This is a genomic window from Cylindrospermum stagnale PCC 7417 (assembly GCF_000317535.1).
Taxonomy (GTDB): Bacteria; Cyanobacteriota; Cyanobacteriia; order Cyanobacteriales; family Nostocaceae; genus Cylindrospermum; species Cylindrospermum stagnale.
Genome location: NC_019757.1, coordinates 6,000,381 through 6,023,782 on the forward strand (window position 1 = coordinate 6,000,381; position 23,402 = coordinate 6,023,782).

General features: G+C 41.1%; 24 protein-coding genes and 3 tRNA genes. 13 read left to right on the forward strand and 14 right to left on the reverse strand.

Going from position 1 to position 23,402, the window contains the following annotated elements:
* Window positions 1–16: 16 nt before the first annotated feature.
* Both CYLST_RS25210 and CYLST_RS25215 read right to left on the reverse strand, forming a co-directional pair.
* A complete protein-coding gene (locus CYLST_RS25210) occupies window positions 17–871 on the reverse strand; it encodes a hypothetical protein (protein WP_015210571.1) in 855 nt (284 codons plus the stop codon).
* A gap of 141 nt (window positions 872–1,012) precedes the next feature.
* A complete protein-coding gene (locus CYLST_RS25215; RefSeq protein ID WP_041233892.1) occupies window positions 1,013–1,672 on the reverse strand; it encodes an Npun_F0813 family protein in 660 nt (219 codons plus the stop codon).
* Between the two features lie 363 nt (window positions 1,673–2,035).
* On the opposite strand from CYLST_RS25215, the gene CYLST_RS25220 reads away from it, so the two are divergent.
* The 3 genes from CYLST_RS25220 to CYLST_RS34835 all read left to right on the forward strand — a co-directional run bounded on the left by CYLST_RS25220 (window position 2,036) and on the right by CYLST_RS34835 (window position 4,322).
* A tRNA-Arg gene (locus tag CYLST_RS25220) sits at window positions 2,036–2,108 on the forward strand.
* A gap of 68 nt (window positions 2,109–2,176) precedes the next feature.
* On the forward strand, window positions 2,177–2,833 hold the full coding sequence (locus CYLST_RS25225; protein ID WP_015210573.1) for a group I intron-associated PD-(D/E)XK endonuclease: 657 nt from the start codon (window positions 2,177–2,179) through the stop codon (window positions 2,831–2,833).
* Window positions 2,834–2,978: 145 nt separating this feature from the next.
* Window positions 2,979–4,322 carry a competence protein CoiA family protein gene (locus CYLST_RS34835; RefSeq protein ID WP_015210574.1) on the forward strand — a complete coding sequence of 448 codons (1,344 nt, stop codon included), beginning with the start codon at window positions 2,979–2,981 and terminating at the stop codon, window positions 4,320–4,322.
* 246 nt (window positions 4,323–4,568) lie between these two features.
* Here the strand turns inward: CYLST_RS34835 and CYLST_RS25235 are convergent.
* From CYLST_RS25235 to ffh, 9 genes are all read right to left on the reverse strand, one after another.
* Window positions 4,569–4,640: transfer RNA gene (locus tag CYLST_RS25235), tRNA-Thr, on the reverse strand.
* Window positions 4,641–4,723: 83 nt separating this feature from the next.
* A tRNA-Tyr gene (locus CYLST_RS25240) sits at window positions 4,724–4,809 on the reverse strand.
* 90 nt (window positions 4,810–4,899) lie between these two features.
* Window positions 4,900–6,720, reverse strand: a complete 1,821-nt coding sequence (locus CYLST_RS25245; protein WP_015210575.1) for an ABC transporter ATP-binding protein — start codon at window positions 6,718–6,720, stop codon at window positions 4,900–4,902.
* Between the two features lie 116 nt (window positions 6,721–6,836).
* Window positions 6,837–7,613, reverse strand: coding sequence for a DUF6816 family protein (locus tag CYLST_RS25250; protein WP_015210576.1), 777 nt, complete (start codon window positions 7,611–7,613; stop codon window positions 6,837–6,839).
* 177 nt (window positions 7,614–7,790) lie between these two features.
* The gene (locus CYLST_RS25255) at window positions 7,791–8,189 is read right to left on the reverse strand and encodes a ChuX/HutX family heme-like substrate-binding protein (RefSeq protein WP_015210577.1); all 399 of its coding nucleotides are present in this window, start codon (window positions 8,187–8,189) and stop codon (window positions 7,791–7,793) included.
* Between the two features lie 84 nt (window positions 8,190–8,273).
* Window positions 8,274–9,227, reverse strand: coding sequence for a PhoH family protein (locus tag CYLST_RS25260; RefSeq protein ID WP_015210578.1), 954 nt, complete (start codon window positions 9,225–9,227; stop codon window positions 8,274–8,276).
* A gap of 565 nt (window positions 9,228–9,792) precedes the next feature.
* Complete coding sequence (locus CYLST_RS25265; protein ID WP_015210579.1) at window positions 9,793–10,242, reverse strand: KH domain-containing protein; 450 nt, start codon at window positions 10,240–10,242, stop codon at window positions 9,793–9,795.
* On the reverse strand, window positions 10,202–10,465 hold the full coding sequence (gene rpsP, locus CYLST_RS25270) for a 30S ribosomal protein S16 (RefSeq protein WP_015210580.1): 264 nt from the start codon (window positions 10,463–10,465) through the stop codon (window positions 10,202–10,204). Before rpsP ends, CYLST_RS25265 begins: the two co-directional genes overlap by 41 nt.
* A 180-nt stretch (window positions 10,466–10,645) precedes the next feature.
* Window positions 10,646–12,100, reverse strand: coding sequence for a signal recognition particle protein (gene ffh, locus CYLST_RS25275; RefSeq protein ID WP_015210581.1), 1,455 nt, complete (start codon window positions 12,098–12,100; stop codon window positions 10,646–10,648).
* Window positions 12,101–12,654: 554 nt separating this feature from the next.
* Between ffh and CYLST_RS36125 the strand changes: the two genes are divergently transcribed.
* The 7 genes from CYLST_RS36125 (at window position 12,655) to CYLST_RS25310 (ending at window position 16,943) form a co-directional block, all read left to right on the forward strand.
* On the forward strand, window positions 12,655–12,909 hold the full coding sequence (locus CYLST_RS36125) for a helix-turn-helix domain-containing protein (RefSeq protein WP_015210582.1): 255 nt from the start codon (window positions 12,655–12,657) through the stop codon (window positions 12,907–12,909).
* 128 nt (window positions 12,910–13,037) lie between these two features.
* Window positions 13,038–13,355 carry a hypothetical protein gene (locus tag CYLST_RS25285; protein WP_015210583.1) on the forward strand — a complete coding sequence of 106 codons (318 nt, stop codon included), beginning with the start codon at window positions 13,038–13,040 and terminating at the stop codon, window positions 13,353–13,355.
* Window positions 13,352–13,726 (forward strand): aspartyl protease, encoded by a 375-nt coding sequence (locus CYLST_RS25290; RefSeq protein ID WP_015210584.1) that lies wholly within the window; start codon window positions 13,352–13,354, stop codon window positions 13,724–13,726. Before CYLST_RS25285 ends, CYLST_RS25290 begins: the two co-directional genes overlap by 4 nt.
* Before the next feature lie 820 nt (window positions 13,727–14,546).
* Window positions 14,547–15,188 carry a Uma2 family endonuclease gene (locus CYLST_RS25300; protein ID WP_015210586.1) on the forward strand — a complete coding sequence of 214 codons (642 nt, stop codon included), beginning with the start codon at window positions 14,547–14,549 and terminating at the stop codon, window positions 15,186–15,188.
* Between the two features lie 308 nt (window positions 15,189–15,496).
* Window positions 15,497–15,652, forward strand: a complete 156-nt coding sequence (locus CYLST_RS34840; RefSeq protein ID WP_157162639.1) for a type I restriction enzyme endonuclease domain-containing protein — start codon at window positions 15,497–15,499, stop codon at window positions 15,650–15,652.
* A gap of 41 nt (window positions 15,653–15,693) precedes the next feature.
* Entirely contained in the window at window positions 15,694–16,239 is a 546-nt protein-coding gene (locus CYLST_RS36130; protein WP_245587433.1) for a hypothetical protein, read from the forward strand.
* 47 nt (window positions 16,240–16,286) lie between these two features.
* Window positions 16,287–16,943, forward strand: a complete 657-nt coding sequence (locus CYLST_RS25310; protein WP_015210588.1) for a hypothetical protein — start codon at window positions 16,287–16,289, stop codon at window positions 16,941–16,943.
* Between the two features lie 104 nt (window positions 16,944–17,047).
* On the opposite strand, the gene CYLST_RS25315 is transcribed toward CYLST_RS25310, so the two are convergent.
* The gene (locus tag CYLST_RS25315) at window positions 17,048–17,611 is read right to left on the reverse strand and encodes a hypothetical protein (RefSeq protein WP_041233262.1); all 564 of its coding nucleotides are present in this window, start codon (window positions 17,609–17,611) and stop codon (window positions 17,048–17,050) included.
* Between the two features lie 99 nt (window positions 17,612–17,710).
* Window positions 17,711–19,093, reverse strand: coding sequence for an aminopeptidase P family protein (locus CYLST_RS25320; protein WP_015210590.1), 1,383 nt, complete (start codon window positions 19,091–19,093; stop codon window positions 17,711–17,713).
* Between the two features lie 301 nt (window positions 19,094–19,394).
* Between CYLST_RS25320 and CYLST_RS25325 the strand changes: the two genes are divergently transcribed.
* Window positions 19,395–20,210 carry a PhzF family phenazine biosynthesis protein gene (locus CYLST_RS25325; protein ID WP_015210592.1) on the forward strand — a complete coding sequence of 272 codons (816 nt, stop codon included), beginning with the start codon at window positions 19,395–19,397 and terminating at the stop codon, window positions 20,208–20,210.
* Window positions 20,211–20,344: 134 nt separating this feature from the next.
* A complete protein-coding gene (locus tag CYLST_RS25330; protein WP_015210593.1) occupies window positions 20,345–20,788 on the forward strand; it encodes a DUF4332 domain-containing protein in 444 nt (147 codons plus the stop codon).
* 145 nt (window positions 20,789–20,933) lie between these two features.
* Here the strand turns inward: CYLST_RS25330 and CYLST_RS25335 are convergent, their stop codons facing one another.
* Window positions 20,934–21,548 carry a TetR/AcrR family transcriptional regulator gene (locus CYLST_RS25335; RefSeq protein WP_015210594.1) on the reverse strand — a complete coding sequence of 205 codons (615 nt, stop codon included), beginning with the start codon at window positions 21,546–21,548 and terminating at the stop codon, window positions 20,934–20,936.
* A 325-nt stretch (window positions 21,549–21,873) separates the two neighbouring features.
* Between CYLST_RS25335 and CYLST_RS25340 the strand changes: the two genes are divergently transcribed.
* The gene (locus CYLST_RS25340) at window positions 21,874–23,367 is read left to right on the forward strand and encodes a M16 family metallopeptidase (RefSeq protein WP_245587540.1); all 1,494 of its coding nucleotides are present in this window, start codon (window positions 21,874–21,876) and stop codon (window positions 23,365–23,367) included.
* Window positions 23,368–23,402 lie beyond the last annotated feature (35 nt).

Genomic DNA, 23,402 nt, shown 5'->3' on the forward strand with positions numbered 1-23,402 from the left:
ACACCAAAATTCTTTGCTAAGTTCGTTTTCGTCCACTGGTACGCCGTTTTCGGTTCAATGATGCGTCGTATTCTAAGACAGCGCCCATGCCAATTAACACTCCACTAAACACCCAAAATACTTCTAGGATCTCCCCACTTTGATAAGTGGGTCCCTGGGCGTATTTCAACCACATATCTGCAATGTAGAGCGAAAATGCTGCGGCTGCAATCATTCGCCAAGACAGGGAAACTCTTCCTCCCCAAAAAGCGAGCAGTAGAGTGGTGGCAACCATTAACAAAACTACATCGCTAACTACATAAAACCAATTCAATGCCGCCGGTAGCGGCTCTAAGGATGTTGTCTGTTTCTGAGAAATCCACCAAGCTAAAGAACTCCCTAATACTCCAATAGCTGCCACAATCAACCATTGCCATTTTTCCAGATTAATTCGCCTGGAAACCACAGCCAAAATCATGCCTGTGCCAAGGAGCAGATAAGTCAATACAAAAAAAATATCGGCTGGAGACACATCCGGTTCTTCTTTTAAAATTATTTCCGTATAGCCGAAAATTATCCCCCCTATAAAATAGGCAATCATACCCAAGCCAATTGAGAGCCATACATTGCGATTGCTGACAATTTGGGGACTCCGCCAGTTCCTCAAGCATAAGACACCCGCACCCAGATATGCTACAGCTTCAAAAATATTTGTCCCAAACACATACCACTCAGCACGGGTTTCTTCTCCATTTTGTCCAGTGGGAATTTTGGCGCTAAACAACAAAAAGTATAACAGCGCCATTACAGCCCAGCCAAGGCCAGCCAATATGAGGTTTTGAGTGTTGAAAACGGACTTAGAACGGAGCGAATTGTCGTAAGAGTTACTCATAGGACTTAACTAAGTAAATGCACTCTGGCAGTTTTTTTGGCGTCAGTAATTGTATATCCAGCAGTTTATCTACCAAGCAATACACAATCCAACACCAAAATCAAGTGCCAATGGACGGTTTGTGATCAAACAATTTCCATGCTACTGCCAAAGTTTACTCAGTGGAGATTGATTTAGCCAATCGATAAATAGCGATCGCTCTGGTTCTGGCAAATCCTGTAACTTCTCGGTCAATTCCTTGGCGAAGTTGACATTGCCAAAATATGACTTTCCAATTCGGTGCAGTTCTTGCAAAAGGATAATCACATGAGTTTCTTGCCAACGCGGAAGCTTGGCTATTTGCGACGGTTCGGTAGTTAACAAATATTTAACTACCTCTAGGGAAGATACTTGGGGAAATTGCTTCTGCTGTAAGACATCCCCCACATCTTTCTGAAATAAAGATGCTTGCTTCGTACCTAAAAAATCTTCAATCTCCATATAGACAGCTTGCAGCACCAATATACTAGCTAGAGTCAAAATCTCTGTCTTGCTATGGCTACCTGTGTCATTACCTAGCTGTTCTAAGCGGATTTTTCCCCAGACGCTATAGCGCTCCGGTTCTTCCAGCAAGACACAGGCTTTACCCCGATTATCAGTTAGTTCTCTCCACAAGGATCTAGCTTCCACCTCTTGACTAGCTTTGAAGACGCTAATCAGGCGAAAGGTCTGCCCCTGGTAATGGAGGATCGGCACCTGCTGATCCCGTGATGGGTGCTGAATACTTGATATTTCAACATCCTGCCGTTTGAGAATAAACATGGCACTAGCAAATAACTCCTCACAGGGGCTTTCTTGATAAGGGATATATAATGGCATTTGCCAGCATCGCCAAGAGTGTAATTACTTAGCTTGCTGTAGAAACGAATCTGGTAGTTACCAGATACTTCACTAGGATAAGCCACTTAGACGACACCGACTCTAATAGGCAAATAAACCCTTGACATCACAATAATATCTAACCAATACCCCATCTGCGTCGTTTTTAGTGTACATCCACTCGCTGGCATACATGGATTTTTGCCTTGCAATTGTGAAGTTTGCCATTTGATCTTGCCGATTACGAACAAGAATAGATATAATCTTTTAGATGGCTCTTTTTTTTGAGAGTCGGCATTTTACCTTGGGCGCATAGCTCAGTGGATAGAGCATCCGCCTTCTAAGCGGATGGTCGCAGGTTCGAACCCTGCTGCGCCCGTTTACAATAAATACGAACCCTCAAGCACGGAACTATGGTATGTTGCTTAAATTGATTGAGGGTTCATCTTGCTACACCACACTAAAAATAAAGGCGATATTGCGGCAACAAAAGCAATAGCTGACCTGACATTTAAAGGGTACTTGATTCTCACACCGATTGTTTGTGAACATTTACCTTTTGATTTTGTTGCTTACAAAGATAATAGATTCTACAAAATCCAAGCTAAATATGCAGGTGACAACATAGTAGTACATAAAACTATTTGGGTGGATAAAAACGGTATCCATCGCAAAAAGTACAAAGCCGAAAATTTTGACTTTTATGCTGTTTACCTACCTGATATAGATAAAGTTGTATATCCAGCGATTAAATTTGGTGGTTGCTGCATCAATACTCAACTACCTAATTCACCTACACCTTTTTACTGGTGGGAAGATTTTACAGACTTTACAGAAGAAGCACCAAAGCGAAGTTATAAGGAGTTTGGAGTTGATTTAACAACTAGGAAGGTGAATCCAGACTCTAGAATTCACACTAGAAAAGTAGAAAGGCCATCGAAGGAAGAACTGGAAAAACTGGTTTGGGAAAAACCCACAGCGCAAATCGCTAGAGATTTTGGTGTATCTGACAAAGCTGTTGAGAAGTGGTGTAAAACTTATGGGGTAGCAAAGCCACCGAGGGGATATTGGGTGAAAAAGGCTTATGGGAAGGTTGAGGAATAGTTTAGATATTGGCTTTCTTTCATCAACTTAACCCATAGAATGATTTGACAATTTAAAAAATATTCATTAGGATAAATTTTTCTAGTTCAAATAATTTTCTCGTTTGAATAAATAATCAATCAATAAGCAACTACATCAAATAGATATGTATATCGCAATAGCAATGTACTTGGGTGGCGAAATTATTGATGCTCACAATTGTGATTATTCATCTTATGACAATCATGGATTACGGTGTGCTGTTTGTGGTGAACCAGTTCATTTAAAAAAAGGTAGTATTAGAAAACCTCATTTTGCTCACTTCTCAGGTACAGATCCTCAACAAGTAGAAGAATGTGAATTGAGAGCATCATCTTATAGCAATAGTTCACAAATAAATAGTTTTATTAAAGATAGGGGACAACGATTAAAGATATTCCAACAACACTTTTTGAGTTTAATTTCTTTTGAAAATGATGTACCTATTGCTAACTTAGAATTTAATAACTGGATTAATGCAATTAAACGTGATCATAATCAAGTAATTAGTAATATTATCATTAATTGTACAGATTATTTTCTAAAATATCGCTATAAAATAGCAGCAACCTATATTGAATCAATAGCAAATAACAATAATAAATCAACTTTTATTAAACAAGAAATAGCGTTAGAAGCAATAAACTATTTGTGTGTTAAGTCTAGCTTGAAGTTGCTAGAATATTTATTTGATTACAGCATTTACAAATTATATGAAGATAAACAAAACAGGTTATTTAAACAAGATATTACAACACAAGATGTAGATAATATCTGTCATCTTGTTATTAAGATAATTATTTTGAATAATTGGATAGAACCATTGAATGATATTAAAGGTAATTCTGATTTTGTTGTGAGTTTTACTGTCATGGGTGGTAATAAACTTGAAACTCCAATTGTTTATACAATGGAAATGGAATCTAAATCCTTACTATTTAATATTTCCTATCATTACAGTGAAAAACACAAGAATGATTTAGGTGAGACAGAACTAATATATGAAAAACAGATTGTTGGTACAATATCAGCGAAACCAGGTACATTAAAGATTCAACTTGCTCAGATTCTACTACCAAATAAGTTAATATTTGGTAAATACGCATTTCACCACGAGCTATTAGTAGATACAGTTATTCCTTTTTGGGTAGCTAATGCTGAGAAATATGTATTATTTAACGAAATCCAACCTGAGTGGTTAATTATTAGTAAATTGATTGAGTTAGTAAGTTTTAACAATGACATCGGTAAGAAGATAGTGAACCCGGTTAAAGAATTACAGTGGTATCAAGTCCTTATGGGATGTCGAGATAAATTTCCTAGTGTGGTTCAATTCCAAAATGCTGTAAATAACATACCTGAAAAATATCAATATCTACTAACTCCTGCTGATGATGCTAGGTTAAAGAAACAAGCTGAATTAGACTTTCAAAAGTCATTAAGGAGGTCTAATTATAGTAACCTATCTTGAAAAGTTTCAACGCCTACTGACCCTTTGGTGGCTTTCTGTGTTGTATTCATGTCTGGATTTTGGATATGAATATAATGTTTTCTAACGAATCATAGCCAAATCATAGCCAAACAATAGTCAAATCATAGCCAAACAATAGTCAAATCATAGCCAAAAGGCTAGTAAGGGACTTAGTTTTTTAACTTCTGACTCCCTTACACAGGCTGGAAACCTTGATTTATCGTTGATTTTTTCCATAATAAAATAAGCCCGTGACGAGGATTGAACTCGTGACCTCACCCTTACCAAGGGTGTGCTCTACCACTGAGCCACACGGGCAAAAAAGGATTTTTTTGTTTTTAGCTATGAGTTACATGGCTGTGAACTTTACACTCAGCCATGATAACTCATATCTCTAGAAGTGGTGGGCCGGGCTGGATTTGAACCAGCGTAGGCGTAAACCAACGGATTTACAGTCCGTCTCCATTAACCACTCGGACACCGACCCATTTGTGTCACTGTTTTCCCATAATAGCGCTAGTTTTTAGAAATAGCAAGGGGTTGAGAAAAAATATTGGTTAACCTGGTCATCAACCGCCTAACTCAGCAGTTCTCCGGTTTCTTGCAGGGAGTGCAAGCGGCGATAAATGCCCCCTTGGTGCAAAAGTTCAGCGTGGCTACCGACTTCGACAACCTTTCCTTGATTGAGAACTACAATCTTATCGGCTTCCCGAACTGTACTCAGGCGATGGGCGATAATAATTGTGGTGCGAGTTCCTTGAAGCTCGCGCATTGCCAATTGAATTGAACGCTCAGACTCGTAATCTAGACTAGAAGTAGCTTCGTCAAAAATCAACACATCAGGTTCCACTAGCAACGCCCTAGCAATACCTAAGCGCTGTCTTTGTCCTCCCGACAGCCTGACGCCGCGTTCTCCCACAACGGTGTAATAACCCTGAGGTAGGTGCTGCACCACTTCATCGACTCTAGCAATCCTACAAGCTTCCTGAACCTGCTCGAAACTGGCTTTTGGCTTACCATAGGTGAGGTTATCCAAAATAGTGCCGTTAAAAATGTCTACTTCTTGGTGAACGATCGCTAATCTCCGTCTATACTTACCCGCATCCAAGGTGCGAATATCTTGACCATCAATCAAAATTTGACCTGTTTGGGGTTCAAAATAGCGCAACAGCATCTTCACTAAAGTAGACTTACCAGAACCAGACTTGCCAACTAAGGCTAAGGTTTGATATGGCTCAATCAACAAGTTGATATCTTGCAAAACTTGATGGTTAGCTTCATAGGCAAAGCTGACGTGAGAAAACTCTACCTTTCCAGTAAATTGATAGGGTGATCTTGTTTGGTATTCTTCAGATAAAAGTGTATCGGAACCAACTCCAATTGGTTCTTGTAGTAATTCATGGAAGCGCATCATAGACGAATAGCGACGGGCAAAAGATTCTGCAAGGTGGCTGATAGGTTGTAATTCAGCATAAGCCATACTAGAAAGAGTTAAAGTCATCACAAAATGACCAAGAGAAATTTTCCCTTTCAATGTCTCTACTAAAGTCAAACCTAGTACCACAAATACACAAAACTGCACCATAGTGCGTTGATAAGTGGCAAGTATCACATAACCTTTATGAATGCGATAATTGACTAAGATTAGCTCACGGTTTAGGCGTTGATTTTGTCGGTTTAGTTCTTGAGCTTCCGTCGCAAATGCTTTGACTGTTTTGATATTGGTGACAATCTCAGAAGAACGGCTTTCTGTATCTTCCATATATTTATCTATGCGATTATCATGCCAAATCAGGCGGCGCAATTTTTTTACTGTAAAGCCAAGGATAGCTATAAAGGAAATTAGTATTAAAGTCGCAATTCGCCAATCAATAAAGTAGATAATCACAAAAATGGCTACCACTCGAAAGAGTTTAGGAATCAACTGTCCGGCAATTTCTGGATAACCCCAAGTGTGGTTATAAATACCTCTAGCGACTCTCCCAGCAATCCGTCCAGGGTTATTTTCATCATAAAATTCTAGTGGTAGTGTGAGAATTTTTTCTAAAGCTTTTTGTGCTTGAATCCGTCGCGCTTTTAAAGCTATATCCCAATGAAACCAATTAGTTAACCAAGGCTCAGTTGGCGCTCTAAATACAGTAGCCAAGAAAATTAATCCCAGTAATACGCCCAAAGAAAGAAGTTGATTAACTGGATAATTGCTACTATGGGAGATAGCAGTGATTGCCTGTTGAATTGGCTTGTCTATAGGTTGAAGAGACAAAATATTTAAAATCTGTCCGGTTGCATAAGGTACAACCAAGTCTATAATTTCGTAAATACTGGCTGTTGTAATACTGAAAATACTCAGCCCCCAGTAGGGACGGAAGTAATTGATAATATCTCGAAATTTTGCCATGATGGACAATTTCCCAGAGCACTTGCGTTAGCTAGGAATTTATATATTCCGCATACACTACTACAAATGTATTTAATAGCTAAATATTTAAATCACTCTTGGGGAATAATTGGCAGTTATGAGGGGAAGAATTCGAGGCGATAGCGATAAAGAGCAACTGGTCGAGATGCTGCGGTAAAATAATCTGGATCTTGAGGAGAAAGGTATACGGCAGTTACTTGATCTGCTTCAATTGCCGGGTTGGATGTAGAAAGCTGGTGGTAGGCGGTGGTAGATTCTACAGAATTTAAATAGGGATTTGCACCACCTTTAAATAGTTGTTGAAATAATTCCGTAGTGATAAACTTACTATCTAGTGTTGTCTCTGTAGCGCGTGCGGTGACGATAGAAACAAGCTGGCGCTCACCACGCAAAAATGTAATTTGACGATTAGGCGAATCTGGATCTACTTTGACTGATAACACAGCTTTATCGCCTAAATAAGCCCGTACCAAATTCAAGCTATTAAATGCTCTATCAGCTACTAAAATTAGTTTTTTGTTATCTAGCTTGGGGATGTTTTTAAAGCCAGAACTAGGCTGTTGTACTTTGGCAAATCTGACTAAGAAACTCACAGGCTGATTTAATTGGCGGCGATTTCCTTCAAACCCAGGTGTGACGATATCTGGTGCTAGAGGTGCAGCCAAATCCACCAATGTACTTGTAACTCGCCAATCACCTGCCATCCATTCAGGATAAGCCAAATCTCCGACAGCAGGTTGTACTGAAGTTAATTTTTCCCACTGGGGAAAGTTTGCTAATCTTTCAGCTAATTCTCCGGCTTGAGCTTCCCCACTCAAGAGCAGGAATAACACCGTCAAGCAAAAACTCCAAATTACCTTAATAGTAAACATAATAATTTTAAATTTTGGATTAAAAACTGGTAATTGGTAATGGGTAATTGGTAATTGGTAATGGGTAATTGGTTTCGTCGTGAGCCTCTTGTCTGCCTACGCAAATAATTATGGCTACACCTCCCGTGAGGGATACAGGAATCAAACCGGATTACTATATTGCCCATTACCCATTACCTATTCTTTTAAAGGTTGCCAAAGTTCGCCATATTTCGCTCGTAAAGCCTGCCAAGCTTCTACCTGTCCTAGTTCATATTCTCCTGGTTTACCCCATTGCAAAAATAGGCTTAAAGCAGGTTCTTGTTTTTCATCTAAAAACCGGATGGCATAAGTTGTAAAGTTACCTCTTTTTGCTTCGCCTGTTTCAAATTTCACCTGTGTTATTTTGTCCATATTTAAGTGAAATTCAAAGCCTTCGGTGTGCATATTGGCGTATTTACCTTTGGGTAACTCTGCATAAAATAGCTTTTCTATTTTGCCTCGCGCTTCTAAGACTGCGGCACTGCTAGTCACAATTAGGCGCAATGTTCCCAAGGTTTCACAAGCTTCTAAAAATTCTTTCAAAGTAGTACTCATCCTTAGTTGTCCTGTGTCAATTGCTAGTTTTCCACCAATTACCAATTACCAATTACCAATTACCAATTACCAATTACCAATTTACTATTTTTCGTACTGTTCGTAAGCAGCGACAATGCGCTGAACTAGAGGATGACGGACGACATCTTTTTGAGTAAATTCGCAAAAGGCAATGCCTTCAACGTGTTTGAGAATTTGTAACGCCACTATTAAGCCTGATTGTTGGTGAATTGGCAAATCGGTTTGTGTGATGTCACCAGTGATTACCATGCGGGAACCAAAACCCAAACGAGTCAAAACCATTTTCATTTGAGCGGGTGTGGTATTTTGAGCTTCATCAACAATGATAAAGGCGTTGTTCAGGGTACGTCCCCGCATATAGGCGAGTGGTGCAACTTCAATGACGCCACGTTCGATTAAATTGGGAATCTTTTCTGGATCGATAAATTCATTGATGGCGTCATAAAGTGGACGGAGATAGGGATCAACTTTCTGCTGTAAGTCTCCGGGCAAAAATCCGAGTTTTTCACCGGCTTCGACGGCAGGACGGGTTAGAATCAGCTTTTCAAACTTATTGGTGAGGATTGCTTGAACGGCGACGACAACGGCGAGATAAGTCTTGCCAGTACCAGCGGGGCCAATGCCAAAGGTGAGATCGCGTTTGCGGATGGCATCGATGTATTTTTTCTGAACGAAGGTTTTGGCGCGAATTTCTTCGCCTCGCCGTGTTTTGGCGAGGATATCTCGCTGTAAATCTTGCAGTTCACCTTGGCGATCGCTATCTAGAGCCTGACGGGCTGTTAAAATATCAGCATTGGTAAGGTTATTGCCTTTGCTCCAGATGTTTTCGAGCGATCGCACTAATCGCGCTGCCAAGTCAATTTGCTGTTCGCTGCCAGAAATCAGTAATTCTTGTCCGCGCAGCACTAAGCCGGCTCCTGTTTGCCGAGATAGGATTTTGAGATTTTCTTCCCCATATCCCGCTAGAGCGATCGCACTGGGAATATCAGGCAGCTGAATTGTGTAGGCACCTGCCATATTATTTCTTAATTCCTGTGGAGCAATTTTTGACTCTGGTGATATTTTCCCAGCAACTGCGAAAAGGCAATTTTTTAGAGAAAATTTCTTGTACTAATTTATACTATTCTAAACTGGAATATTCTGGGGAAACTAACTCGCATAAATAAAACTTTGCTTTAATTCTGGCGGTCTTTTATTTAGTAAGTAAATATACTTTGATTCAAAAAGGAGTAGGCAAAATTTCCCTAATTTTTTTATTTTTAATTTGCTAATATTTCTGGGGGGAGCGTAGAGACGCTAATAATTGCGCCTCTACTGTGGATAGGTTTCAAACCTGAAATGGAACAATAAATAATAGTTGGCGAGAAAAACTTTTTATTTCTTATCCCCACTCTTCATTAAACTTAACAAGTCTCGCGTGGGTGTTTAGAGGCTTGCAAGTTGGGCAGCAATAAAAATAAACCCTCAATATTTAGGCAGGTTTCTGTATTTCACTACTGAGATTGGTGCTTTTTTACAGATTCCACCATTCACCCCATCGCCGCCACTGACGTAGACGGCATAGGGATTCTGGCAGCAGTTGTTAAACCTGGCGGGCGCGGGGTTTAGCAATAGGTCTGGGTGGTGCGGTTCCGTTTCCACTTCTTTCTCTCGATTTTGGTGGCGGTATTCGCTCTTCCTGCTCTTCATCATAAAACATCCCTTCCCGACCTTGGGAAGTGCTGCCGTAGATGTCCAGGTATACTGTTTGTCCAGCAACTTCAGCTGCTGCGGCAATTACGGTGCGAATCGCCTGAATATTGCGTCCCCCCCGACCAAACACTTTTCCTTTGTCTGCGCTGTCAAAGGCGATGCGAATCCAAGCCCGTTTGAGGGTTTGAGAAATTTCACAATCGACGCTTAAAGAATCCGGGGATTCTAAAAACGGCTCCATCAGGAACTTTACTAGCCCAACGTAGTTTGGGCTAGCTGCTAGAGATTTTGTTTCGACGTTATGATGCGGCTGTTGTTGCACTGACCTGTTCAAAAACATTGGCTTTTACTAGGATGCGACGGACGGTGTCAGTGGGTTGAGCGCCTTGTTGTAGTCGCTTGACGATGCCGGGGACATCCAATCGCACTTCATCGGTTCTGGGGTTGTAGTATCCCAATTCTTCTAGGGGGCGACCATCTCGGCGAGCGAGGTTGTTAATAGCGATAATGCGGTAACTTGCTTCCCGCTTTTTACCGAATCGCTTCAGGCGCAGTTTGATCATGTTGAGAAATCGTTCTCCTGTTGGTAGGTCTTAGTTTTTGACTTGATGAGGAAGTGAGCGGGCTGGGGTTGGCTCTGTTCATCACTTCCGGTGCTGGAATGCTAATTTTAGCACTTGCCTAGGGTTAACTGCTATTAGTCCTTGGTGATTTTTCCTTCTTAAAAGAACAATGACTAATGACTAAAGATTCCCGAAGCCTTTTTTCTTTTTCTCTTTCTTTTTCTTTTTCGTGGCGGCGCCGGTGTTGTAACCGCGCCATCCGGGGGCTGGGGGACGATTACCGCCGGCGAAGGCGTTATCCATGCCACCGCCGAACATTCCTGGCATACCGGGAAAGTTACCCTTACCCATTTGCTGCATGAGCGATCGCATTTTTTGGAAATCTGCCACCAGTTTACTCACATCCGACTCTCTATAACCAGCGCCATTCGCAATCCGCCGCCGCCGACTAGGAGAACTGGAGAGCAAATCAGGATCACGCCTTTCCTGCTTCGTCATGGAATTAATCATCGCTTCGCAGCGTTTTAGCTGGGTTTCTCCCTGTTTGAGTTGGTCATCAGAAAGTTTACCCATCCCCGGAATCATTTTCATGATCCCACCGAGGGAACCCATATTTTTCAACAGCCGCATTTGCTTGAGAAAGTCAGTAAAGTCAAACTTCGCTGACAGGATTTTCTCCTGCATTTGTTCAGCATCTGCTAAATCAATTTCTTCCTGGGCTTTTTCTACCAGGGTGAGGACATCCCCCATACCGAGAATTCGCGACGCCATCCGGTCGGGATAAAACGGTTGCAGTGCTTCGACTTTTTCACCCACACCCACAAACTTAATTGGTGCGCCGGAAATCTGGCGGACTGACAGCGCCGCACCACCACGACTATCACCATCTAGCTTGGTGAGAATCGCCCCAGTAATGCCAATTTGATCATGGAAGGTGCGGGTGAGATTTGCCGCCTCTTGACCAGTCATCGAGTCCACCACTAACAGGGTTTCATCGGGTTGGACTGTGGCTTTGATCCGGGCTAATTCCGCCATCATGTCTTCGTCAATTTGCAGACGTCCGGCGGTATCAATAATTACGGTATTTACACCTTCTGCCCTGGCACGCTCAACACCTTGGCGGGCAATTTCAACTGGGTCAGCATCGCTACCCAATTCAAATACTGGTACGTCAATTTGCTTACCGAGTGTGATTAGCTGATCGATAGCTGCGGGGCGATATACGTCTGTTGCCACTAATAAGCAGCTACGATTTAATTTGCGTAAATGTAAAGCTAATTTAGCGCTGGCTGTGGTTTTACCAGTACCTTGTAATCCAGCCATTAGCACAACGGTGGTTTGTCCCTCTGTTTCTGCCAGGGGAACATTTTCTTCACCCATCACCTGCACCAGTTCATCGTAAACGATTTTGATGAATTGCTGGTCAGGTCGCACACCAGAGATGACCTCGGCTCCTTGTGCTTTCGCTTCGACTTGGGTAATAAAATCTTTGACTACCTGGAGATTGACATCTGCTTCCAACAAGGCGCGGCGCACTTCCCGCAAAGCGTCTTGGATGTTGGATTGAGAGATTTTGTCCTGTCCCCGCAGTTTTTTCCAGGCGGCTTCTAAACGGTCAGATAGTGCATCAAACATAATGTAATTACAGGTAGTTAGCCAATGAGTTCGGTTGCATCGCCGAGATTAGCGATGGGCTTCGCCCCGCCGGAGGCGATCGCGATCGCTTATTTCCGCTAGAGTTCCAACGTGCTATTTACCAGCTTAGTAGTTTTCACTGCGTCTGTAGCAACCGGAGAGCTACATACCCCTCTTTTGTCACTTTCCCTAAATGAAACGATGTAACCCTTGCCATACAAGAGTTTTAGTCTAAAGCCATGATGATATCTATCATATTAGAAAATAAAGACACAAACCCATCCCCAGTAAGGGTTTTAAAGCTTGCCTTTAGTCTTTGTTTTCGGAAAGTGACAGAAGAGGGGTATTAATGAAAATTTCGTGGGTACTGTAGTTTCAGAAGTTGCTTGATATTCAGGGTCTGGTACTCACTGGATAATATTATTTGGGGTAGAAGTGAAAGTAGAATCAAAAACTTTTGATATTTTGAGGGGTAATTGGGGTAATTATAGTTTCACTAAAATTAATCAATAACGGTTAATTGCTGAAGTTTTTCATACTAATTCTTCCTTCAGATGCACGAATTTTATAACGAACCACAGAGACACAGAGGAAGAAGAGTTTGGGAGAGTTTTTACATTAGTCCTAATCAGCTTGGTGTTGTCATAAATAATTCTGGTGTAGCTGAAACTTCGGGAGTAAGTAATGGTAAAGTAACAGTTAGGGATATACCTGTTATCAAGGAAATAACTGGTAGCTTGGTTAAACAAATGAGAACAGCTAAAAAAATGAGTCAAAGAGACTTTGCTAATGCTGTAGGTATGAGTTAAAGCTGGGTAAGGGATATTGACACTAAGGGTAAGGATGCACCTATTCCTGAAAATAATAATGCTATAATTAAAGAAGTTTTAAATTTTAGATTAAGCTGTTGAGAATAATTTTATTGAGGTCAAAAAATATGACACAAACTCCATCAGAAAGAATTGTCAGACGTGGGAGAATATTTCCTGAAATTCAATGGACAGAAGAACAAAAAGCTCAAGATAGAGCTAGAAGACAGGCATTTTATGAGCGTTGCTGGGTAATTTTTGAGCGGTTAAAACCAGAAATACTAGATAAATACTATGGTTGGTACATTGCGATTGAACCTGATAGCGGTGATTATTTTATTGATCAGGATCAAGAAGTAGCAAGTAAAATGGCAAGAGAAAAGTATCCTCATGTGATTCATCATATTTTTGGCATTAATGAAACAGGAGTTAGTGGCAGAATATGATTGAAGGAAGATTTGGAGATAAAGGTCAAATTTATTTTGAAATTGATTTAACTGGTGGAGATAATTTCAGTTTTCCTGTAGAAACAATGTTAGATACAGGATTTACTGAATATTTAGCTATGAATAAACAAGATGTACAAAGCCTTGATTGGCCTTTTTTACGGCAGAATAAATTAAGAACTGCTCAAGGTGAAACTGAATTTGATGTTTATAGTGGTAGGGTAATAATAGATGGTCAAGAGTGGGAAGTTTCTGTATTTGCTGGAGATGAAATACAGGAAATTTTACTGGGTTCTCGATGGTTGAAGTTATTTATTTTAGTTGCTAATTATGGTGAAAATACAGTTAAATTAGAATTGATTGAAAAATAGGTAGTTATAAATTTTAATTCTAAAAATACGACGAGTGTGATTATTTTAAAAATTTAATAAATAAAAGATAGGTTTATTGATACAATAATTCCTATTTTTTTTCATGTAATTTTTCTGGTGTTTAGAGGTAAGATTAATTAATTAAGATTATCTTCCAACTCATAATCACTATCATCTCTAGGTTCAAGTTTCTCTACAGATATTTCAACAGTATTTTCAAAACAATCCCGGTCAGGTAATTCATAATAACCATCAGTGATATTTTAACAGATGGATTTCCGTATTCACAACAATCTATCTGTTTTTAATGATCCATGTAATCATCTGTATTTTTCATCATAATTTTTAAAGCCTTATAAAATCTAGATTCCGGTTTTTCAGAGGGCATTAAAAAATAACCTATCAAAAATGCCAGAAACATATTTTGAGTAACAATTCTGGTCAGTGCAAACGCAGGACTGGTGATAAGTGCGGGATTAACTGCTGTGAGATCGCTAAATCCCCCCACTTGCGATAAACATCCAGCTTATTGACAAGAATAAAACTCAAAACTATTGATATTAAGTTCAAACATAAGAACCACTCACCCTTATTGAGAATAAAAAAGGGTAATTTTCCACTACTCAATAACTCCCCCCCCTTGTGGTAATTGATTTTTGAGAAACCCTTACCCAATAAAGCTTTCAAACCCTAACCACTCAAATCACCTAAAACTTGTACATTATTAGGATGTGGCAAACCGTCTTTGTCTGCGTTAATCAGCTAAAGTGAAGGATAAGAATGGCTATCCTACAGCAATATTACACATCTGAATATCGCCATGACTAGCAACACTTTGATTCAGCCCACAGAAATTATCCACCTATCAGGTATTAGTTGGCAAACCTATGAAAATTTGCTAACTGAGCTTAGTGCTAGTCGCCGCCTCCGACTCACTTACAATCGAGGTACTCTAGAAATTATGGTTCCTTCACCTGAACACGAAATTAATAAAAAAGTCTTGGGTCGATTTGTCGAGACTCTAGCAGAAGAATTAGAAGTTAGCATTCAACCCCTTGGTTCTACTACTTTTAAACGTCCTGAATTAAGTGGTGCAGAGCCAGACGAATGTTTTTACCTTAGAAACATCAATATCATCAAGGGCAAAAAAAGAATTAATTTACAGCAAGATCCACCACCTGATTTAGTTGTGGAAATTGATATTACCAGCAGTTCTAAAAACCGCTTTGAAGTTTACGCTGATATGGGTGTGCCAGAGATTTGGCGATATGATGGTAATGATTTTAGTATTAATATTTTAGAAAATAACAAATATATATCTGTTGAGCAAAGTTTAGCTTTTCCTAATTTACAGATTCTAGAAATTGCTAATTTTTTAGCCCAAGTTGGAGAAAAAGATTATTTAGAGTTAGTTAGAGAATTTCGCAACTGGGTTAAAAGCCAAATTCAGCATAATCAATAGATATACAGCGGTTCTCGGTCGAATGCAATACAATCGAGGGCGGGGAAAACCCCTACAGGCTTGGTGATGAAAAAATGTACCTCATAACAGCAGGGAACGCTGTATTAGAAGCATTATTCTGTAAGCTTAAAAGTTTAGAAGATACTCCTAAAGGACAATTAGGTGGAATTTGTAGTTTCCAAAGATTGATTGTGGGAATGTCTAATTTTTAGTAGTACAGAATAACTACTACATTTTTTTTCAGGAATTTGCATAAAGAGTTGATTTAGCTCTGAAAATTACACACGAGGAAAGTTTCTTTGTGCGCCATGCCTAAATTACCTGTGATAATTAAGCGATTACTGAAAAAATATGGCTATCTACCCGATAAACAGGATAAGACAACGGCAGCAGTGTTAAAACAGGCAGTGTTGTTATGCAAAGACTGGGTAGAAAAGCCAAGCAATCTGCCTACAAGAATGTAATTAACAGAATAATCAATAATATGCTTCCATCAAAGTATGTCATGTTCACACTTTCTCTACTGACTACTGTTGTATTAGCAGCTAATTCACTTAATATGGCTGATGCTGCAACTAAGTTTAATGGTATTAAAATTGCGGGATTAAAACAAAACAATCAAAATTATATTGGGCTACGGTACAAAGATATACCTAGAGGTTTGAAATCTATTAGCGGTTGGATAGTGGGCGATATTAACGCTAGTAGAGTGTACGGCATAAGTCGTATTGTCAAAGGAAACCAGGAGATGCTGTGGTTTCAATTTATTTTTACCGATAGCCAAGGAAAAGCCAATTATCAAGTTATAGATGTACTGAATCTACCTAAATTAAGCAAATCGGAAACATTAATAGGTGGACCAGCTTTTGCATGTCTGCTCAGGGGAGTTCGCGATCTGGAAATAATCACAGTTATCGCTAGATCTCAATATCAAGATACTCAATATTTGAGACAGATTAAAAAGGCTTGGCGGGCTAATCGCAAATCCAACAAGTTTGAAGAAATTTCTACTCGTAATATTGCCTGTGAAAATCCGGCGTGGGGGTTATAAATTCATGAGTAATCTGCAAAAATTACTTTAGATGGAAGAATAAACAAATGAAAATGCGATATTTATGGCGAGGTAATCTATCGCTATTAATTTTAGGATTTAGTGTATTGACTCTGGGAACTAATCAATTATCAGTATTAGCCCAAAATCGACAACCCACAGATGTAGAAATAGGCAGATTACGTCAACAATTTCAGCAATTTATCAGGTCAACAAAAAATAACAGTATAGGTGCTGGTTATATTCAGGATAGACGTACTCAATTAGAAAAAAATACAAGAGAATCCTTTGTACGGTCTTGGTCAAAAATTGAACCAGGATTAGCTCCTTTCATGGGTGTATGGTACGGATACGAAAATAGCAAACATATATATCCATCAAAAACCAAGGGTTGTGTTTGTGTTATTTCAACAGGTGAAGGTTATGGAGATTTTGATATCGGTGTTTTATCTAATGGAGTAATCACAACCAGTCGTGGAGGCGTATTATTCAAAGAAGGAAATTACTTAGGATCAGGATTGCTCAGAGATGGCAAATTTGTAGAGAATAATGGTGAAATTCCTTTCCATTCTCCTAGACCTCTTGAACCATTAACAAAATTGCTTAATGATATATTTGAATCACCAGATAAAAGTCAAGTTTCTCAACAATTTAAAGCTGCTGGTTGTATTTCTTCTCGTCCCTTGATAAACGGGGGTAAATGAGCAGTCGATACTGTTGACGAATGTAATCCAAAAAGGAATCTAAGGATTTATCTGATGATTCACCAGTGTGCAAGCAGACATTTTTGCAACTGGTGAATTGAGGATTAAGTTAGCGATGGACTACGCCCCGCCCGAAGCGATCGCGAAACGTCTCGTAGAGAAGCGCTGCTGCTTTGTGGCGATCGCAATATACTAGTTACTGGTTTTGCTCGCTGTTGTTGATAAAAGCGGACAACTTTTTGCACATAATCACCTGTAAAGCCTTTGTCGCAACCTTTATAGCTGCCGGTCATCCACCAACAAGCGGCACCACGCACAGAGGCAATTTCGTTGTTGTTGGTGGCGCGAAACTGGTTTGTTAACTCACGTCGCGTGATGCAAGAGACAACTTGACGCGCGATCGCGGGATTGTTTTCAAACTGCGTTGGTGTTAGTTCCTTTTTAAGACAAGTTTTTGACCAACCTCTGAGAGTTTCCGGTTTAACCTGCCATTCACTGTAATATCCATCATTAGCTTTTTTGGTTTGTGGTGCAGCCTTTCGCAACGCTTCAACCATCGCTGCAACTTGAGCATCAGAAACCGTTTGCTGTGCTTGAGCTAATAATGGTGACAATCCGAAGCTGACAATAACTCCGCTGAGTAGTAATCCTAAGGGGTTTTTGATCATGACTTGGGAATTATTTTTAGATACCACAATGCAGCATCCTATGTCTTCACAGTGCCCATTAGCAAGACATGATGGACAGATTTAAGTAGTGCATATTCTTTAACCACCAACTAAATCTTCTATAGTATTGGCATCATTTGGTAATGCGGCTGTTAAAACTTCCCTACCTGTTGCTGTGACTAATACATCATCTTCAATGCGGATTCCTCGGACATCGGCGAATTCAGATAAACGTTCCCAGTTGACGACATTCTGGTATTTTGAGCGCAGTTGAGGATCATTTAAAATTGCCGGGACTTGATAAAAACCAGGCTCAATGGTGACTAACATACCTGGACGCAGGGGACGATTTAACCGGAGATAACCTAAACCAAAGCGATCGCTTCTTTTCCTTCCTTCTTCATACCCAGCTAAATCGCCCAAATCCTCCATATCGTGGACATCCAAACCCAGCAGATGACCAATACCGTGAGGGAAAAATAGGGCATGGGCATCGATTTCTACTAAATCCTGGGGATTGCCTTGTAAAATGCCTAAATCCGCTAAACCTTCAGCGATCGCATTGGCAGCTAACAGATGAATTTCCCTATACTCCACACCAGGGTAAATCTTGGCAATGCAAGCATCATGAGCCGCTAACACCACATGATAGATATCTCGTTGGGTAGAGGAAAATTTGCCAGAAACCGGCCAAGTGCGGGTGATATCAGCAGCCCAACCCATCGTAGTCTCCGCACCGACATCAGCCAGGAGTAAATCACCAGGTTGCAAAGAATGGTGATATTGCTCATTATGTAAAACTTCGCCGTGAACGGTGACAATACTGTTGTAGGCGGTAGTCATATTATGGGCAATAATGACTCCTTCCATCGCCGCCCGAACTTCCGCTTCCCGCCTGGAATTGGGTGTAGCAGCCATTCCAGCAATGTGAGCCTCAACACTAACAGCGGCGGCTTTTCGCAATTCAACTAATGCTTCTTCATCGTGGACAAGGCGCAGTGATGCGATCGCTTTCGTTAACTCCAAATCAATTCCTTGGGGCGGATTTTGCGGTAAAACCCATCTATTCAATAACTGTGATTGCTGTGTCCAAGTAGCAGCATCCTGGACAGCAATTGTCGCCGCATTTTCTACCCAAGATTCTAATTCTGCCATTGGTCGAGCCGCATCCGCCCCGATCTTTTGGGCGATTTCTTCACGTTTTGGCATTTCTCCATGCCAAAGGGCGCTACCTGGTTGGGGGTCATCCATGAATAGTTCTAGTTTGCCCGCTTCCAGGCGAATCACGGCATTTGGTAGCGGAAAACCAGCAAAGTAGAGGAAATTACTGCTAGCGCGAAAAGGAAAGCGATTTGCGGGAAAGTTGCGCGGATTGCTGCTTCCTGACCACAGAATTGCCGGAAAATTAATCAGGCTGGCTAGTCGTTGGCGGCGGTGGCGTAGAGTTTCGATCAGGGAACTAGAGGTATTTTGGAGCATCATAAAAATGTCCGGTTTATTAATTTGTTTATTTTTTAATTTTGAATTGTTTATCACGACTTTGGGCAAAAGTTTGGATTTAAGTGAATACCGTAAAATTATTGAGCGTCACTCTCGTGACGCCTGTTCTACGTTCTTGATTATGTGTCTTGACGATAAAATTATTGAGCGTCACTCTCGTGACGCCTGTTCTACGTTCTTGATTATGTGTCTTGACGATTGAATACCGTAAAATTATTGATGATCACAGGCGAGATGCCTGTTCTACGTTCTTGATTAGCCGAAAATTTATCGGGGTGACTCTATGGGACAAATTATTACTCAAGTCGATGCTTTCACTAATAAACCATTTGCAGGTAATCCGGCGGCTGTCTGTGTTTTACCTTCTCCCCAAGATGATCGCTGGTTGCAAAATGTGGCGATGGAAATGAACTTATCGGAGACGGCTTTTTTAGTCAAGCAGGATGATGGCTTTAATTTGCGTTGGTTTACGCCAATGGTGGAAGTACCGCTTTGTGGTCATGCAACTTTAGCTAGTGCTCATGTACTTTGGTCAGAGGGGCATTTATCACCTGATGCAGAGGCGCGGTTCTATACTAAGAGCGGTGTACTGATTGCTAAGTTGCAAGGTGAGTGGATTGAGTTAGATTTTCCGGTGAATCACTCGCAAGAAATAGAAGCACCGCCGGAACTTAGCCAAGCTTTGGGTGTGGCTTGCAAATCTGTTTACCAAAATTCTCTAGGTTATTTGGTGGAGTTGGAGTCTGAGGAATTGGTGCGTTCAATTCAGCCTAATTTTCAGCTACTGAAAATATTACCTGTTGCTGATGTAATTGTTACTAGCTTAACTAATCCTGGTTCAGATTATGATTTTATTTCCCGTTTCTTTGCGCCAGGTTTAGGGATTAATGAAGATCCGGTAACTGGTGCGGCTCATTGCTGCCTTGCTCCATTTTGGCGGAGTCGCCTGAACAAGGATCATTTTCTAGCTTATCAAGCATCAAGTCGTGGTGGGGTGGTGAAGGTAAGTTATGGGGGAGATGAACGGGTTTTGCTCTCTGGACAAGCGGTAACAATTATGCGTGGGGAATTAATCACCAACATTGTGCAGCGTCTCTAGTTTTTTGTACTACGTTTTGTTTCAAATTGATGCAATAGGCTAAATATAAGGGTTCCAAATCGAAAAACTCCAATCTAAAATCTAAAATTGTATGAGTGACAATAGTTAAGTAAGTCCATTTCTCGGTTTTAGAAATGACAGCTAAACAAATAGATAGTATAAATCCGCGCCAATCTAGTAACTGGCCAATTGAGAAATTACCTGGATTGAGCCAGGAGGAACAATCCCAACTCCAAAGTTTTGGTATTACAACCACAGGAGCGTTAGTTAAACAAGGGAAAACGCCAGAGGCGAGACTAGCGCTAGCAAATAAGTTACAGATAAATGTTCAGTACATCAATAAATGGGTGGCTTTAGCTGACTTGGCACGAATTCCCAGTGTCGGGCCAGAACATTGCGGTTTATTACTGCATGCGGGTTTTGTCTCTGTGGCGCAGTTGTCGCAGATTCCCACTCACAGGTTGCACCAACAAGTTATGCGGTTGCACGTGGCGACGATGCAGCGGCGAGATTTGTGTCCAGCAATTGAGCTAGTACAACAATGGAGTCAACAAGCGAAAGCGATTGGTAATTGGTAATTAGTCATTGGTCATTGGTCATTGGTCATTGGTCATTGGTCATTGGTCATTGGTCATTGGTCATTGGTCATTGGTCATTGGTCATTGGTCATTGGTCATTGGTCATTAGTCATTGGTCATTATTGGTAAAACTCTTTCCCAGTCCCTAGTCTTTGGCTAAGACGCCATTCAGGAAGATGTCAGCGAGTCCTTCTGCCATTTGTTGCATTTCCTGGGGGGAGGCGTCGGGCGACATGAGGGTATTATCGGAAAAACCTGCGATCGCAAACATTCCCAAAAATACCTTAGCAACAAGTTTGGCATCTGTCTGACGATAGATGCCTTTATCCATTGCTGTTTGAAAAAATGCTTCGGCAACATCGGTCATTTTGCCAATGACTTCTAACTGAATGCGATCGCGCAAATCTGGGTGAAATTGCACTTCCATAAAGCAAACCCGCATTAAATCGGAATTTTGTTGTAAATTCCACATTCGGCGGCGCATCACTTGTGCGATCGCTTTATAGCTACCCATTTCACTCAATTCTGTCAGTAAATCTGTGAGAATCTCTACCCAACCACTAGTAGCTACTTCTACCAAAATCGCCTTTTTATTGGAAAAATGACGAAACACTGTGCCCTCCGCCACACCTGCTTTCTGTGCCAAGTCACGGGTGGTAGTGCTAGCAAATCCCTGGGAGGCAAACAATCTCAGCGCTGCCTGTAAAATGCGGGTGCGCGTCTGTGCTTCTGAAGGCGGGGGAGAATTAAAAACTCGCATAGTAGTTAAGGTGATATCTCCGGAACACTACTTGTAGCATTATTGTCTAACGTCAAGTACAAAAATCACAGAAAGCTTAATACAACATTAGCGCTGTGTTGAGTTAATTACCTGTCTCTGAAGAAGTGTAAATTTACTTTAATTTTCCCAGATGAATGATCCCAGACGGTCAATTTTAGATTGGAAATTTTGGAGCCACCGCGTTGCTCTGGTTAAGAGAGTTGTCGCAAGTGGCGTGATTTTGGATTGGTTAAATAAATTATCGATTACCTTACGTCGGCTGTGTTTCACCACGTTAGTGCTCACAATTCTCTGGTGGGGGTTAATGCCACGAATGGCAACAGCGCTGCAAATTGCCAAAACTCCCACCCCACCCACTGCTCAGACTTCTATTCAACCTTATCTAGATCGGGCAATCAAGGCGTTGACAGAGTTTCGCCTCGACAATGGCATGAAGTTTATTGTCTTGGAACGACATCAAGCGCCGGTGGTTTCTTTTCTTACCTATGCAAATGTCGGCGGTGTGGATGAGCCAGACGGACAAACTGGTGTAGCCCACTTTCTCGAACATTTGGCCTTTAAAGGTACGCAGCGTATTGGTACAACAGACTACAAAGCCGAAAAACCACTACTAGAACGCTTAGAGCAGTTGGATAGCCAAATTAAAACCGCAAAAGTTGCCGGCAAAAAAAATGAAATTGCCCGATTGCAAGCTGAGTTTAAGCAAGTGGAATCCCAAGCAGCCAAGCTAGTCAAGCAAAATGAAATGGGGCGGATTGTCGAACAAGCGGGAGGCGAGGGTTTAAATGCCACTACTTCCACAGAAGCCACCCGTTATTTTTACAGTTTTCCCGCCAATAAGTTGGAACTGTGGATGTCGCTGGAGTCTGAGCGATTTCTAGAACCTGTATTTCGGGAATTTTATAAAGAGAAAGATGTGATTTTGGAAGAACGCCGGATGCGGGTAGAGAATTCTCCCATCGGTAAGATGATCGAGAAATTTATCGATACTGCTTACAAAGTCCATCCTTACAGACGTCCGGTGATTGGTTATGACGAAGATATCCGCAATTTGACCCCCGCAGATGTGCGGAAGTTTTTTGATGCTTACTATGCACCTAGCAATATTGCGATCGCGATTGTCGGCGATGTCAACCCGACTGAAGTTAAACAACTGGCGCAAACTTACTTTGGACGCTTTCAGGCTAAACCAAAAACCGTTGAGCAAATTTCCGTCGAACCCCAGCAGACAAACACCAGGGAAGTTGCTGTAGAGTTCCCTTCTCAACCTTTGTATTTAGAAGGTTATCACCGTCCAGCCGTTACCCATCCAGATAATGTAGTTTATGAAATCATCGGCAGCTTATTGAGTGATGGACGCACATCACGGCTGTATAAATCTTTAGTAGAAAAGCAGCAGTTAGCTTTAAATGCCCAAGGTTTCAGCGGCTTTCCGGGGGATAAATATCCAAATTTGATGTTGTTCTATGCTCTCACGGCTCCTGGACACACGATTGATGAGTTAGCGATCGCATTACGCCAAGAAATAGACAAGTTGAAAACTGAACCTGTGACGGCGGTTGAGTTGCAACGGGTGAAAACCCAAGCCAGGGCGGGTTTGTTACGTAGTCTCGATTCTAATTCGGGTATGGCCCAGCAGCTGTTGGAATATGAGGTGAAAACTGGTTCTTGGCGAAATTTGTTTAAGCAGTTAGATCAAATTGCCGCAGTGACTCCTGCTGATATTCTGCGGGTGGCGAATTCGACTTTTACTTCTGAAAATCGCACAATTGGCAAGTTGTTGGCGAAGAAGGTATGAGAAAAAACGAACCACTCCAGGCGCAGAGGAAGAGG